Consider the following 14143-nt stretch of genomic DNA (forward strand, 5'->3'; position numbering starts at 1 on the left):
CGGATGCGCGGGCGGGCCGGGCGGCGACAGGCCGCGGGAGTAGCGGCAGCGGCTTACTTGGCGACGCCGATGCTCTGGTCGGCGGTCGACAGGAAGCCGCCGGCGGTGTTGACCGAGCCGGTGGCGATGACCGTCGAGTTCGACAGCTTGCCGTTGCCTTGGGCGCCGCCGATCTGCTGGCGGGCGGTGGACAGGAAGCCGGCGGCCGTGTTGCTGGCGCCGTTGGCGATGACCGTCGAGTTCTCGACCACGCCGCTGTCCTTGGCGAAGCCCACCTCCTGCGTGGCGGTGCTGAGGAAGCCGGCAGCCACGTTGTTCAGGCCGTTGCCGATGATCGTGCTGTTGGTGATCTTGCCGTCCTGCGTCGCGCGGCCGACGTTCTGCGTCGCCGTCGACAGGAAGCCCGCGGCCGTGTTGTTGGCGCCGTTGACGATCACGGTGCTGTTGGTGATCTTGCCGTTCTGTTCGGCCACGCCGATGTTCTGGCGCGCCGTGGCCAGGAAGCCTGCCGAGGTGTTGACGGCGCCGGTGGACAGCACCGTGGAGCCGGTGATCTCGCCGGCGATCGCGCCACCGAAGGCGAGACCGAGAACGACGAGGGCGGAAGCTTTGCGAACGAGTTGCATGATGATCTCCTGAGAGTGGTGACGAGGTTGATGGTGGGGCTTGCCGATTTGCCTGCCTTCCCGCTCCATGGGTTGCGGCCGGTTCGGAAACGGTTCAAACGATTTGGCAGCAGGCAGGCTGAGAAGGGTTCAAGCGGATGTCGGGCGGGCTGCGCGCCAGCGTAGGATTGCCCGCCATGCTCGACAGGGCTCCGCCTGAACCGCCTCCACACCCGCCACGCCTGACGGGCCTGCGCGGCGCCTTGAACGCGCTGCGCAATTTCGGGCTGGTGGGCCTCGGCACGCCTGGTGCCGGCGAGTACGACAGCTTCACGGCCAGCGATGGTCAGGTGGTTCCCGTTTACGTGCTCGGCAAAGGCCCGCCGCTGGTGCTGGTGCACGGGGTCGGGTGCTCGCATCGCGACTGGATGCCGGTGGCGCGAAGGCTGGCGCGGCGTCATTGCGTGCTCGCCTGGGACGCGCGCGGCCATGGCAGCTGCCGGCCGGTGCGCGGCAGCATCACGCTGGCGCGACTGGCTTGCGACCTGGCCGAGATGCTCGATCACTTCGGGCTGCAGCGTTCGGCGTTGGTCGGGCACTCCATGGGCGCGCTGACGCTGATGCAGTATCTGCATTTGTATGGCACGCAGCGCGTCGCGGCGGTTGCGCTGGTCGACCAGTCGCCGCGCATCGTGACGGACGACAGCTGGCGTCTCGGGCTGTTCGGCGGCTGCAGCGCGACGATGCTGTCGGGGCTGATCGCGGGTGCGCGCCAGGATCTGGCCGAGACGCTGTTGAACGAGGTCGGCACGTTCGGCGGCGCTTGGCTGAAGCGCCAGCTGGGTGTCGAAGCATCGCTCGGACGGATGCTGCGCCGGCGCCTGGGACGCATCGATGTCCGGCCATTGCTCGACCTCGCCGAGTCGATGGCGCATGCCGACTTCCGCGCTTCGCTGTCGCGCCTCGATGCCCCGCTGCTCGTCGTGCTCGGGGCGCGCAGCCCGCACTACGCCGGTCTGCCGCTCGATGCCTGGTATCGCGACACGGTGAAGCACGCGCAGATCTCGGTTTACCCGCGTGCCGGCCATTCGCCGCATGTCAGTGAGCCGCTGCGCTTCGCGCGCGAACTCGAGCGCTTCTTGGACGACCACGCGTGAGCGCGGTTTGCCTACCCGCAGCGCCCCTTGTCGTCCGATTTGAAGCAGAAGTCGGTGGTCAGGCTCGACGACTCCCAGGGCACCTGCGCGCGGCCGGTATCTTCGGCAACGCCGATGCGCACCCGCTTGAAGAGCTGCTCGATCTGCAGGCCCGGCGTCGGCAGGTTGGCCAGCAGGTGGCGCGCGTAGACGCTGTGCTTGCCGCTGGCGCCGTCGAGCGCCACGCCGTTCGGCGCGGTCGAGAAGGCCACCAGGGTGCCCACGGGCGCATCGAGCGTCGCCAGGCCACCCGGCGTCGCGCCGCGGAATCGCAGTCGCCGTCCATCGGGGCCGACAATGACGCCGCCGGCGAACGGGTTCACACGGCAGGCGTCGAGCACCACGATGTTGACGCCGGTGGGAATCGCGCTGAGTCGGTCGACGAACTCGCCGACGTCCGCACTTTGACGCTGGATGTCCGCTTCCGATTGCGGGTCGGCGTCGATCGGCACCAGGTAGTTGCGGCCCTTCACCTGAACGCCGTGGCCGGCATAGAACAGCATGCGAACCGAGGCCTTCGGAGCGCGCACCGAAAACTCGCGCAGCGACTCGATCAGTTCCGGCAGCCGCGTGTTCTGACGCAGGGTCACGTCATAGCCGAGGCCGCGCAGCGCCGCCGCGACGGCGCTGGCGTCGCCGGGCGGGTTCTTCAACGGTGCAGTGCGATACGCGCCGTTGCCGATCACCAGGGCGATGCGCGACTCGGCGACGTTGGCGTCGGCAGGGCCGCTCATGGCGGGACCGAAGGGCAGCGCTGCGGCGCCCAATGTGCAGCGCAGCAACATACGGCGGGTCAGCAGCGTGGCCATGGCGGCTACTCCCGAGGCGGCACGCCGGGCGCCAGCGAGGCGGCCTGAACGATCGGGGCAGCCTGCACCCGGGCGAGCGCCGCGGCCTCGGTGCCAGCCGGCACGCGCAGGTAGTAGTCGCCCAGCTGGCCCGGACCGCCGGCCAGCTCGCCGTGAACCTGGACCACCAGCATGCGGATGTCGGCCTCCTTGGCGTCGGGTGCGAAGCTGATCTTCAGCATCGGAGCCTCTTCGACGCGAACCGCGTGCAGTGCGCGGATTTCGTTCTCGTTCTCGCGTACGTCACCGAGCAGGTTCAGGATCACGCCGCCTTGCACTGCCACGAGCGCCAGCCCGGCCATCGCATAGCTCGGGCGCATGCCGAAGTTGCCGAAGAAGGCGCCGATGCGCTCGCCCAAGGTCGGACGGTCGCCCTGGATCAGGCGCATGGCGCGCGCCAGGCCGATCGTTGCCGGTACGGCCGGGGCGCTTTCCTGTACGCGCTGCTGCAGCGAGCGATACCAGTCCAACTCGCTCCGGGCCTCGGGATTCTGTTCCAGGTAGGCGTCGACCCAGGCGCGCTCTTCGGCTCCCAGCGTGCCGTTGGCGTACCAGGGGAGCAGTTCTTCGAAGCGTTTGTTCATGATGCCTGTGCTCTCGTGGCAACGGTCGCACCCTTGCGGTGCGGCAACGATGAAAAGATCTCGACCATGGTGACCACCCAGAATTCTTCGGCTCGTACGAGCCCGTGACTGACCCGATCGTTGTCCATGCAAGCGGCGACTGTGGTGAGATCACGCAATATAGCGCGCGCGACCGACCGCACCGAGACCCCGATCTACCTGCACGGGACATGCCCGTGTCGCCTCTGGGTTGCGCGAGGTCGGCCGAAGGTTCAGTTTATTTTTGCGCGCTTGTCACGTACACCGCAAGCTTCAGGATGCGAGCGCGCCTTTGGCGTCGGGGGCGCCGCCCTCGCTTCGCAGCAGAGACTCCAGGCATTTCTTGATCTTCTGGCGGGCGTGGAACAGGCGCGTCTTGACGGTGCCCTCGGGACAATTCTGTACCTCTGCCACTTCAGCCAGGCCCATGCCCTCGTAAAACACCAGGTGCAGGCATTCGCGGTGCTCGTCCGACAGCTTGCCCATGCAGTGCTGTACGCCTTCGCGCCGTTGCTTGCCCGCCAACTCCGCGTAGCCGTCAGGCGTGTCCGAGGCGGTGATCTCGGCGATGTCCTCGAGATCTCCATGCACCTCGTCGGGCCGGCGCGCCCGATAGACCATCAGCGCCTTTCTGCGTGCGATCCCGATGAGCCACGTGGAAAACTGCGAATCGCCGCGAAAGCGCTGGGGGTGGCGCCAGACCTCATAAAGCGTGTCCACCAGGACCTCCTCGGCCCGCGCGTGGTCGTTCAGCATGTTGAGCACGTAGGCGTATACCTTTCGGCTGAACGCCTTGTACAGCTGACGAAACGCTGCCTGGTCTTCGCGGCCGATGCGTACGAGCAGCTGATTGACCTCGTCGTTGTCCATGCGGGCGGTGGCGGTGCGGCGGGGGTGACGGTGACGCAATATAACGTCATCACCCATCGGTATGAATGGGGCTGCCTGCGCCACTGGCGGCATCAGCCAGAATCGACCCGTGAAGGACACGCCAACCACACCGCCTTCCCCGCGAGCGCCGAAGGTCTCATTTGCCTCGCGACTTTTCGGTTACGACGTGTTCATCTCCTTCGCGCTAGGCGGCCCGCCGCGTGGATCGCAGAGCTACGCGTCGGACCTTGCCAGAAGGCTGCGCGAGCGAGACCTGAGCGTGTTCTTCAGTGAGGACGAGGCGCCACCCGGCGAACCGCTGTCCGACACCCTAAGACGTGCCCTGCTGCAGTCGAAGTTGCTGGTGGTGATCATCAACCGCGACACGCTAGAGGTGCCGAATTGGCTGGTTCCACCACCTGCTGGGTCAGGCTGACGGTGGCCAGGGTCGTGCCGGTCTTGCGGACGAAGACCGTGGTCTCGAGCGTGCCGGCAGCGGGCAGCGTCACCCAGCTTGCCGTGTCGCCGCTGTCGGTCTTCGAGACGAGCTTGGTCGCCGGATCGGCGAAGCGCCAGATGAACTCGTCCGCGTCTTCATGGCACAACAGCACGTAGTCGAGGCGGCTGTCCACGGGCAGCGGCGCCGTCAGGAAGCTGACCAGCGTGAAGCCGGCGGTACCGCCGAGGCCGGGCACGGTGACCGTCTCGCCGAGCATGTTCCAACTGATCGGGGCGGCGATCGGCAGGAAGTAGCGCTCGGTCAGCGGAGCGGTCATGGCGTGGGCAGGGGCAAGGCCGCGTTCAGCGCCGCGTAGTCCTGCCAAGTCGGATGGCGGGCCAGCCATTGCGTGGCACCCACGTCGACCTCGGTCCTGTACGGCGTGGCTGCGGGCAGGGGACCGAGGCCGCTACCGGCACCGAGCGTCTCCTCGACGTGGGTCGTCGTCAGTGCTTCGGCGCGCGACATCATGAAGCGGTAGTGCGTCGGCGTGAGGTCGAGGATCACGAAGAAGTAAAGACCGCCAAGCCCATCGACCAGTGTGGCGTCGTAGGACGTCACTGCGCCGACCACCCACTCGGACAGGATGCGCTCGAACTTTGTCTGGCGGTAGCCGGTCGCGATGCCCGGCGCGTCAAACCATTCCCCGATCGGCTTGTCGCCGGAGTCGAGCTGCAGCGCGCCCTGGTCGATCGCATAGCCATCGATGCGCGTCTCGCGGTCGGCCGGATCGAGGTGTGCCAGCCAGTTGCGCCATTTGCGGCGCACCGCGTAGTGCTTGCTGACGCTGACCGCGCCGCGTTTGACCAGCACGTCGCTGTTGCAGTGCAGGTAGACGTCCTTGAGCACGCCCTTGGTGCGCCGGGTCGCGAGAGTCGGCGTCACCGCCGTGTAGTTGCTGCGAGCGCTGAAACGCAGATTGTCATTGTCGACGCTGCCGATATATTCGAGACGCAGGTCGTCGGCCATGATTGTCGAGCTTGAGGTGGGATCACATCGACCGTTTCCGTACGGCTGGCTGGACAGGATCGTCCGACGGCACATCGTCGGCCCCACAGCGCGGAAGGCGCGACCGCGCGTGGGCGCGGTGAGGAATGTCGGCGTTCTGAAGCGTCGAGTGCATGCGAGGACCCTGGGAGGAAGAAATGAGGGTGGCCGAGGATAGGGAAAATCTGCGCCGGCTGTCTCTTTGCCGTTTGGCATAGGCTGGGACTCGATGGCGCGGATTGGGCCCATGTCGTCGGCAGCGCAGGGACGCCGGGCATGTTGACGATCCCCCGACGAGAAGGGATGCGATTGGAGCAGGCGTCAATTGCTGGCGTGCTCGCTATCGCCGTCTAGCGGTACTGGTCGCCGGTCCTGGAGGAGGGCGCATGCAGACGGTGGAGCCGCTACAGAACTTGAGAGAACAAGCCTTGTTATGTTGAACGCGCGCCGATGTCGGAGGCCGACGTCGAAAAGCTGCTCCTGCAGACAGTCGACCCGGGCTCCCTTTGGGGTGCACCTCGATTCAGGGGACAAGTCGCGCATCTCCTTGACCGGCGCACAAGAAGAGACGACTCTGCTGTGGGCACGGCGAGCAGTGGCTGCGCCCGCACGGTTCCACGCGCGGATGAATGCCGCTGGTCTGCTCGTCGGCTTGGTGAGCCAAGCTGCCCGCTGAGCGCCAAGCTCCCCCCACTACTTCACTTCAAGACGGAATATTGAGTCGGCGACGACGCGCCGTGCGACACAGCCCATCAAGGCCCGTCCCAACAAGCCATAGCAGCGCGGCCTGGGTGATCGTGCTTTCCATGTAGATTGATACGCGACTTTACGAATGCAGGCAGCCTTTATCATCGGCATCCGGCTCTGCGCACCGGTTCAGGATCTCCGTGCGCACGGCGTCGCGCAGCCGGATTGACGCTGACCAGTCGTCACCATCCGCACGGATCGGGGCACTGACCCTCACGCTGATCGGCACGCGGCGTGGGAACCACTGGCCCTCGCGCAGCACGGAGCGCGTGCCGCGGATCGTCACCGGCACCACGGGCACTCCGGCCTGCGCTGCCGTAGAGAACGCGCCCGCACGGAACGGCAGCAAGCCTGGCACGCGCCGGAACGTGCCTTCCGGAAAGAACAACATGGCTGTGCCGGCGCAAACGCTGCGCGTCACCCGCGCGACGTCCTCCGCCCCGCGCTGCGCGTCGTCGCGGTCTACAAAAATGGCGCCGAGACCTCGCAAGTACACCCGTGGGATGAACTGTTCCTGGAGCGCTCGCTTGGCGACAAAGCGGAAATGGCGCGGCAGTGCGGCGACCAGAGTGATTCCATCCAGATAGCTCGCGTGATTCGCCACGACCACACAGGTCGCTTCACGCGGCAAATTCTCGAGCCCCTCGACCACAAACGGGAGCCCGGACAACCGTAAGAAGAGCCGGGCCGCATGGTGACTCAGCGCCCAACTCCAGGACGACTTGGGCAGCAATGCGGCCAGCGCCCACGTGATGGGCGCGAGCATCCAGAACACCAGCCAGACATATCCAGCGTAGGCCACCGTCGCACCGACGCGCCAAGCGCGCCGTAGTTGCGGCAGTATCGCCTGCCATGCAAACCGCGCGATCTGCCGCCACGGCGCCGGCTGCGCGGCCGAAGCGCCACCGTTCTCGTACAGTTCGCGGCTGGCCGCGCGACGAATCTTGCCGCTCGATGTCTTCAAGACCGTGTGCGGCGGCACCAGGACCACGTCGTCCGGCGGCGCACCGAGGACGCTGACCGCGGCGGTGTTGATCTGGCGGCGCAGTTGCGCCTGCGCCTCGGGGGGCATACTGCGGGTTTCCGCCATGACAATGACCCGTTCGCTGCGGGTCCCGGGGTCCGGGCTGCCGAACACGGCGACGCAGCCCTTGCGGATAGAGGGAATCGCGCCGACGACCTCCTCCAGGTCATACGGGTACACCTGACGGCCGCCCCGAATGATTACGTCCTTCGCCCGCCCGGTGATGTAGACGTCGCCTTGTGCCATGTAGGCGTAGTCGCCCGAGTCCAGCCACTCGCCATCGAACAGTCGGCGCGTCTCTTTCGAGTTGCGGAAGTAGCCACTGGTGGCCGATGGTCCCTTGAACAGCAGACGCCCTTCCTGGCGTTCCGCCACCTCACGTCCCGTCGAGTCGACTAGGCGGACCTCATGGCCCGGCAGCGGCTGGCCGCATGCCACGACCAGTTGCACGTCAGACGCGCCGGTCGCCGCGGACAGCGCGCGGCCCGAGCGCGAGAACGCTTGTCGGTCGATGCGGTCGACTATCAGACCCCGCCCTGGCGGCGGGAAGGTCAGGCCCAGCGAAGTCTCCGCCAGTCCGTACACTGGTGCCAGGGCTTGCGGCCGCAGCCCGTAGCGGGCGAAGCGTTGCTGAAATTCCAGCATGGTCGTCGCGCTGACCGGTTCGGCGCCGTTGAACGCAAATCGCCAACTGGAAAGGTCGAGCCCGTCCAGCGCGGCCTCGTCCAGCTTGCGCAGGCACAGCTCGTAGCCGAAGTTGGGCCCGCCCGAAAGCGTGCCGGAGTGCCGGTGCACTGCCCACAGCCAGCGTTCCGGTCGCGCGAGAAACCTCAGCGGCGACATCACCACCAGCGGATACGCGTAGTACAGGCTGCCCAGCCACGCCCCGATCAGCCCCATGTCGTGGTACAGCGGCAGCCACGAGACGAAGACGTCTTCGGAGCTGACTTGCAGGACCTGCCCCATGGCCCGCAAGTTGGCGAGCAGGTTGGCGTGCGTCAGGACCACTCCCTTGGGACTGCTGGTACTGCCGGAGGTGTACTGCAGCAAGGCGATATTGCTTGCATCGGCAGTGAAGTGTTCCAAGGAGGCAGTACACGAGGACAGCTCTTCAACGGTGCAGACAACGCGCAGCGACGGCACCTGCGACTTGAGCAGCGTCGCCAGCGCCTTGGCCTGCAGTACGGTGATCAACACCGTGGCCAGCGCGTTGGTGAGGATGCCGACGTGACGCCGCAGGTGCTCCTCGATCTGCGCCGCCCGCGCCGGCGGGTAGATCGGTACCGGGATGCCTCCGGCGAGCAGAATGCCGGCGAAGCTGAAGAAGTACTCACGGCCGGTCGGCAGCATGAGCGCCACCGGCTGACCCGGCAGAAAGCCGCGATCCAGCAGCCCCGCGGCGACGCAGGTGGCGCCCTGCTGCAAGTCGGCATAGCGCAGGCGCGTCAGTCCGTCGTCGCCGTTGTCGATCACAACGTGCTCGCGCTGCGGATGAGCCCGCACGTGCCAGTCGAGCACCTCCTGCAGGGTCGCCGCCGCGTACGGCGCTTGTGAGACGCGTTCGGGCACCGGCAGCCGCTGTGTCTGAAGCACTTTCGTCTGGTGTGGACCACGTGCGGCCAGCAGCGCGCGCAGCAGGTCCCGTGGCGCTTCGGCCGTGCTCAGCATATGCTCCGGCGGGCGTACGCCGAACGCGCGCTCGAGGCGCATCAACAGCTCCACGCGCGCCAGGCTGTCCAAGCCAAGGTCTTCCTCGAGCGCGCTGTCCAGCGTCACCGGGCCCATGTCCGCGCGACCTGGGTGGAGTTCGGTCAAGACCTCCCGCACGATCCGCAGTACAGCCTCGTCCGACACTGCGCGAGGAGGCGAGTCTACGTTCATTGGCTGATTACCGTTGCTGCATTTGGGGCCCCTCTGGTGGAGGTGCCATCAAGGTTCTTTCCATCGGCGAGACCATCCTGCGCCGTTCTCGACGGCCCCGGCAAGAAAGCCATCGGGGCGTGAAGTCGCGCATCAACCCCATGCTCGACTTCAAGGTCTTCAACCACGCGGCGGTGACGATCGCTGGCGTGGAGTTGTTGCATCGCATCCGCAAGGGCCAGTTCGATCTCGCCCGGCTGCCGTTCGAGGCCAAGGTGCGCCCACAATCTGGAACGCCGTGCTTCGGCCCGACCTGCGCGGCGCTTTGGCAAGTTACTCGGCCACGCTAAAGGTTTGCACCGGAGCCCCACTTGGAATGATCGTACTTTTCACGGGAATTGGGGCGCTTGGGGCAAAAACACTTTGCGCGGCAACGACTTGCGAGCTCGGGTCATGTCGTGACCACCGGTCGCCGCAAAGCCTTGATCTCCAACGGAATATCGCCGCTGGCCGTATCAGTTTGCGCAAAAAGTACGATCACTCCGATTCCCTGTCCGTTGGCCCTCATCACGCGAGCAACCCGTTTATTGGTTCACCGGGCGCCCGCGTGCAGTTCACGCGTCACGCGCGTCGATAGCCGTACCCAGGCAGCTCGTCCTGGATGTCACCGATGAGTTCGACCAGACGTCCATCGGCAATCTGCTCAGGCTGCACGGTAGTAGTAGGTGCTGCGCGATGATTGGCAGCGATAACGGCGCCCGCATTGGATATGTGAACTTGCGCCGAACCAAATTCCAGCATGATCAGGACGTCTTGGTGAAGGGGCGGCGCATTGCACGCTCGCACGCTGCACGACGGTTTTGATGGTCGCGTCGACATGCGATGGACGAGGCGAGCTTGGCGCGCGACATCCAGGAACTGCTTGACGAACTCGGTGCGCGGGGTATTGCGGTCATCGTGTCTTGGGGCATGCGCTTCATGAAGGGGAACGGCAAGCTGGCGCACATGGACAAGTTTCCCCTGCATCAAGGGACCATCTACCTCGAGCGGGTGACGCACCTCCGCAAGCCGGAATCCGCGGTCTGACGCCAGTGAAAAGGGGTACCAGGCAGCCGGGGGGTTGCACCGTATCCGTCATCTGCTTGCGCTGCGGAATCCCTTGTTCGGGGCGCGCCCATAGGAGCGCGGGAAGTGGACGCGACAAGGTCGAGGCCAGGGCGGAGCGGCTTCCCCCGGCTTTGTCAACGAGTCGGTTCGTGAGCCTGAAGCGCCCGCGTCGGGGCTTGTGGGCCAGCAGGAAGAGGCCAAGCAGCGAGCTGAGCCCACCTGCTGCTGCGTCCAGCCCAACCAGGCGCTGCACCGTTGCACTTTGCGATGTCATTCAATTGAATTACAATAAATCCGTTGTTCTCTGACTTGGAGGCCCGCCATGGTCGCAAACGCATTGGTACAGACCCGCATCGACGCTGACGTGAAGGAGCGCGCCACCGCGGTGCTCGACAACATCGGCCTCACCGTCTCGGACGTGATGAGGATCGTTCTGACACGTGTGGCCAAGGAGGGCGCATTGCCGGCGGGTTTTACCGTTGACGCTGCGGCCCATGACGCCTGGTTCCGAGCCAAGGTGCAGGAGGCCTTGGATGATCCGCGCCCCGCCGTCCCGTACGAGAAGGTTGAAGCGCATTTCGCCAAGCGCCGAGCAACTGCGCTGCTCAAAGCGGGTAAAGGTGAGGCGTGAGGCTGGAGTGGTCGCCGTTGGCGATGGATGACCGGGAGCGGATTTTCGACTTCATCGAACAAGACGATCCGCGCGCGGCGATTGCAGTGGGCGGCGACGCGGCGGCGCTGTCGAGGCGCCCATCGGCCGGTGGGCGCGGTGGTTCGCCCAGGTATCCGCAACGGTGGCCGGAATCCTCGGCAGCCGTGCGTGCAATTGCAATGTACTAGCGTTGCGTTTGCAATTCATGGTAATGTTCCCCCATGACACGACAAACCCCCCAGCATCAACCCAGCCCGGTCGCCAAGCGGCTGATCCCCGCGCCGCAGGGCGTGCCGGCCGCAGGCGTCATCACGGGGTTCATCGAGGAAGCAGCTCAGGACGCCGTCGAGCAGTCGAAGGCGGTGCATGAGCTGACCGCGCGACTTGAGAGCGTCTTCACTTCGCTCAGCGATCTGCGCGCCGCCAAGCGCAAGGGCGCTGCCGCGCTGACCCGAGCGAAGGTCTTCGTTGAGATGCACGAGGCCGGCCACCATCGCATGAACTTCAATATCGACCTTGCGGCGACGCTCGCCGCGAAGCCAGTCACCGCAGCAGCGGTCCGGCAATGGTTCGAAGCGACCGGCATGGAGCGGCGCAAGGACCTGTTCCTCGCCCTGCACGTGCATCCATCGACGCTCTCTCGCGCCGGGCCGGAGACCGAGATGGACGCCTCGGTGACCGAGCGGATGTTGCGCCACAGCGACCTGCTGGTGCGCGCCGCCGAGGTGTTCGGCGAGGATGGTAAGACTTGGCTCACCAAACCACACGATCTGCTCGGGGGAAAAACGCCGATGGAGTTCGCTGGCAACGAATTCGGCGGTGCCAAGGTGCGCGCGATGCTGAACGCCATCGAGTACGGCGGTGTCGTTTGAGCATCGCCGTCTGGCGCATCGGCAGCACCAAGGGCCTGACGCTCTCGACGCTGTGGCTCGGCTCGACCTTCGAGTCCGGGCGCTGGCACCGCACGCCGCCCGAGGGCCAGCCGGTGGTCTACGCGGGCGGTAGCCGCGCGCTGTGCCAGCTTGAAAAGCGTGTGCATTGCAACGGCGTGCAGCCGCTCAATCAGGCGCTCCTGCGGCTCGACCTGCCTGACGATGCGGTGCTGATGGACATCCGCGAGGCGGGACTGCCGGACAACTGGCGCGCCGATGAGCTGTGGACACAGAGCGCCGGGATCACGTGGCGCGCCTCGGGCGCCTCGCTGGGCCTGTGGGTGCCGTCAGCCGTCGAGCCGGACGAGTCCAACATCTTGCTGAACCCGGACCATCCGCAGTACGCGGCGGTCACGATCACGGTCGAGCGCAACCCGTTCCGGTTCGACAAGCGGATGTTCTGAAGGCCGACGCCTGCGCTGATTGGGGGCGCGGTCAACCTCGCCATGAGCGGCAAGCAGGCGTATGACAGCGCTCAGGCCTTGGCCAGCGGCGGCCAATTGAGCTACGGCGTCAGCGTCAACCTGAGCCGCAACGAGAGCCAGAGCACCAGCGTCACCACCAGCAAACAGGCGGTGGGCTCCAGCGTTGTGGGCAGCAACAAAGTCAACATCGTCGCCACCGGCGGGGGCAAGGATTCCAACATCCTCGCGAGCGGCTCCACCATCGCCGCCGGCAACACCGTCAACCTCGCCGCGGACAATGACATCACGCTGCAGGCCAGCAAAGACACCAGCGTGATGGTAGGCCAGAACAGCAGCAGCGGCGCCAACGTCGGCGTGACCTTCGGCGCCGGGGCGCAGAACGGCTTCAGCATCCAACTGGGTGTGAGCCAAGGCAAGGGCAGCAACAACCAGGACGACACCCGCTACAACGCCAGGCAGGTGAGCGGCGGCAAGGCCGTCAACATCGCCAGCGGCGGCGATCTCACCCTCAACGGTGCGGTGGTCGAGGCCAACCGTGTCACGGCCGACGTCGGCGGCGATCTGAGCATCGCCTCGCTGCAGGACGTGAGCGTGGGCCAGAGCCGGCAATCGAGCAGCGGCTTGAACGTGAGCCTGTGCATCCCGCCCATCTGCTACGGGGCAGTTGCCACCGTGAGCGGCAGCGCTGCCGGCGCCAAGAGCAATGGTGTGTTCGTGAGCCCGAACACCCAGGCCGGCATCAAGGCCGGCGACGGCGGCTTCGACGTGAACGTTCGGGGCAACACGACGCTGACGGGCGCGGTCATCGAGAGCACCCAGGCGGCCATCGACGCAGGCAAGAACAGCTTCGCGACTGGAGGCAGCCTGACGATGAGCGATCTTCAGAACGTCAGCAGCTCCAGCGGCAGCAGCTACGGGGTCAGCGGTGGGGTCAGCCTGGGCTACACCACGCAGGCGGACGGGAATCCATCATGGGATCCCAAGGAGGGGCAGCGGGCCGTGCCGCCCAGCGGCAGCGCCGGCGTAGGCAGCGACTCGGGCAACAACCAAAACAGCACGACGCGATGCGGCATAAGCGGCATCGCCGGAGACCAATCGGTCAGGGCCGGCGACAACGCCAGCGCCGGGACGCTGGTCAAGGACTGGAACACCCAGACCATCGTCAAGGACGTGCAGGCGCAGGCGCAGATCACGCAGCAGTTCAATCAGAACGCGGCGAGGGAGATCGGCGACTATGCCGGCAAGAAGGAGCGGGAAGCCCTTGCCCGCGAAGACAAGGCCGAAGCTGCGAAATGGGCCGAAGGCGGCGAGTACCGCGTGGCGCTGCACACGGCGGCAGGTGCGCTCAGCGGCGTGGCGGGAGCCATTGCCGGCCGGAACCTCACCATCGTCGAGGGGCGCAACACGACTTATTCCTCGGCCGAACAGGACCGCAAGACCAGCGGCGTGAGCGGCCTGCTGGGGATGGCGGTGGGCGCGCCGATCACCCCCGTCTTGCCCTTCTCCAAGGGGAGCACCACAGGCGTCGAGCTGCAATCCGACACCGCGTCGGCCAGCACCATCACCAGCAGCCAGGGTGGCGTGCTGCTGCAGGGCGGCACCGTGAACATGGTGGGCGTGCAGGTCGACGCCGCCAAGGACATCGTCATCAACGGCGGTCAGGTCACCATCCAGGCTGCCACCAACACCAGCTCGGTCACCGGCACCAGCAGCACCAGCGGCAAGGCCTGACCGCCAACCAGTTCATCTGGCACGACCCGAGCACCGGCATCAACGCGAAGCGGACCAT

16 protein-coding genes are annotated in these 14143 nt (G+C 66.2%); 8 read left to right on the forward strand and 8 right to left on the reverse strand.

The genetic code is table 11. The annotated features are described in order from the left end of the window. Window positions 1–53: 53 nt before the first annotated feature. Window positions 54–626: a hypothetical protein gene (locus tag ACSQ89_RS33185; RefSeq protein WP_093103668.1), complete on the reverse strand. Its 573-nt coding sequence runs from the start codon at window positions 624–626 to the stop codon at window positions 54–56. Between the two features lie 137 nt (window positions 627–763). Here ACSQ89_RS33185 and ACSQ89_RS33190 point away from each other — a divergent pair, with 137 nt between their 5' ends. After that, a complete protein-coding gene (locus ACSQ89_RS33190) occupies window positions 764–1762 on the forward strand; it encodes an alpha/beta fold hydrolase (protein WP_093103666.1) in 999 nt (332 codons plus the stop codon). 11 nt (window positions 1763–1773) lie between these two features. Here ACSQ89_RS33190 and ACSQ89_RS33195 read toward each other — a convergent pair whose 3' ends face one another. The 3 genes from ACSQ89_RS33195 to ACSQ89_RS33205 all read right to left on the reverse strand — a co-directional run bounded on the left by ACSQ89_RS33195 (window position 1774) and on the right by ACSQ89_RS33205 (window position 4121). Continuing rightward, window positions 1774–2610, reverse strand: coding sequence for a caspase family protein (locus ACSQ89_RS33195; RefSeq protein WP_093103664.1), 837 nt, complete (start codon window positions 2608–2610; stop codon window positions 1774–1776). Between the two features lie 5 nt (window positions 2611–2615). After that, on the reverse strand, window positions 2616–3233 hold the full coding sequence (locus tag ACSQ89_RS33200) for an anti-sigma factor family protein (protein WP_436292865.1): 618 nt from the start codon (window positions 3231–3233) through the stop codon (window positions 2616–2618). Window positions 3234–3524: 291 nt separating this feature from the next. Then, window positions 3525–4121, reverse strand: coding sequence for an RNA polymerase sigma factor (locus tag ACSQ89_RS33205; RefSeq protein ID WP_170855510.1), 597 nt, complete (start codon window positions 4119–4121; stop codon window positions 3525–3527). 61 nt (window positions 4122–4182) lie between these two features. Here ACSQ89_RS33205 and ACSQ89_RS33210 point away from each other — a divergent pair, with 61 nt between their 5' ends. After that, the gene (locus tag ACSQ89_RS33210; protein WP_436296873.1) at window positions 4183–4557 is read left to right on the forward strand and encodes a toll/interleukin-1 receptor domain-containing protein; all 375 of its coding nucleotides are present in this window, start codon (window positions 4183–4185) and stop codon (window positions 4555–4557) included. On the opposite strand, the gene ACSQ89_RS33215 is transcribed toward ACSQ89_RS33210, so the two are convergent. The 3 genes from ACSQ89_RS33215 to ACSQ89_RS33225 all read right to left on the reverse strand — a co-directional run bounded on the left by ACSQ89_RS33215 (window position 4496) and on the right by ACSQ89_RS33225 (window position 9259). Continuing rightward, complete coding sequence (locus ACSQ89_RS33215; protein WP_436296874.1) at window positions 4496–4897, reverse strand: hypothetical protein; 402 nt, start codon at window positions 4895–4897, stop codon at window positions 4496–4498. The two genes, ACSQ89_RS33210 and ACSQ89_RS33215, sit on opposite strands and share 62 nt — an antisense overlap. Continuing rightward, window positions 4894–5589: a hypothetical protein gene (locus ACSQ89_RS33220; protein WP_436292868.1), complete on the reverse strand. Its 696-nt coding sequence runs from the start codon at window positions 5587–5589 to the stop codon at window positions 4894–4896. The genes ACSQ89_RS33215 and ACSQ89_RS33220 overlap by 4 nt, the downstream gene beginning before the upstream one ends. A gap of 844 nt (window positions 5590–6433) precedes the next feature. Beyond that, entirely contained in the window at window positions 6434–9259 is a 2826-nt protein-coding gene (locus ACSQ89_RS33225; RefSeq protein WP_436292869.1) for an AMP-binding protein, read from the reverse strand. A gap of 119 nt (window positions 9260–9378) precedes the next feature. On the opposite strand from ACSQ89_RS33225, the gene ACSQ89_RS33230 reads away from it, so the two are divergent. Next, window positions 9379–9588, forward strand: coding sequence for a hypothetical protein (locus ACSQ89_RS33230; protein ID WP_436292870.1), 210 nt, complete (start codon window positions 9379–9381; stop codon window positions 9586–9588). Between the two features lie 271 nt (window positions 9589–9859). On the opposite strand, the gene ACSQ89_RS33235 is transcribed toward ACSQ89_RS33230, so the two are convergent. Next, window positions 9860–10039, reverse strand: a complete 180-nt coding sequence (locus ACSQ89_RS33235) for a hypothetical protein (protein ID WP_139191640.1) — start codon at window positions 10037–10039, stop codon at window positions 9860–9862. An 81-nt stretch (window positions 10040–10120) separates the two neighbouring features. On the opposite strand from ACSQ89_RS33235, the gene ACSQ89_RS33240 reads away from it, so the two are divergent. The 5 genes from ACSQ89_RS33240 (at window position 10121) to ACSQ89_RS33260 (ending at window position 14085) form a co-directional block, all read left to right on the forward strand. Then, complete coding sequence (locus ACSQ89_RS33240) at window positions 10121–10324, forward strand: hypothetical protein (protein WP_093103656.1); 204 nt, start codon at window positions 10121–10123, stop codon at window positions 10322–10324. 343 nt (window positions 10325–10667) lie between these two features. Beyond that, a complete protein-coding gene (locus tag ACSQ89_RS33245) occupies window positions 10668–10976 on the forward strand; it encodes a type II toxin-antitoxin system RelB/DinJ family antitoxin (protein ID WP_436292871.1) in 309 nt (102 codons plus the stop codon). Between the two features lie 311 nt (window positions 10977–11287). Then, window positions 11288–11869, forward strand: coding sequence for an MbcA/ParS/Xre antitoxin family protein (locus ACSQ89_RS33250; RefSeq protein WP_244503771.1), 582 nt, complete (start codon window positions 11288–11290; stop codon window positions 11867–11869). Then, window positions 11866–12333 carry an RES family NAD+ phosphorylase gene (locus ACSQ89_RS33255; RefSeq protein ID WP_170855508.1) on the forward strand — a complete coding sequence of 156 codons (468 nt, stop codon included), beginning with the start codon at window positions 11866–11868 and terminating at the stop codon, window positions 12331–12333. Before ACSQ89_RS33250 ends, ACSQ89_RS33255 begins: the two co-directional genes overlap by 4 nt. Before the next feature lie 42 nt (window positions 12334–12375). Beyond that, the gene (locus ACSQ89_RS33260) at window positions 12376–14085 is read left to right on the forward strand and encodes a hemagglutinin repeat-containing protein (RefSeq protein ID WP_436292872.1); all 1710 of its coding nucleotides are present in this window, start codon (window positions 12376–12378) and stop codon (window positions 14083–14085) included. The last annotated feature ends 58 nt before the right edge of the window (window positions 14086–14143 follow it).

The sequence above is a fragment of the Variovorax sp. LjRoot175 genome (assembly GCF_964253805.1).
GTDB lineage: Bacteria > Pseudomonadota > Gammaproteobacteria > Burkholderiales > Burkholderiaceae_C > Variovorax.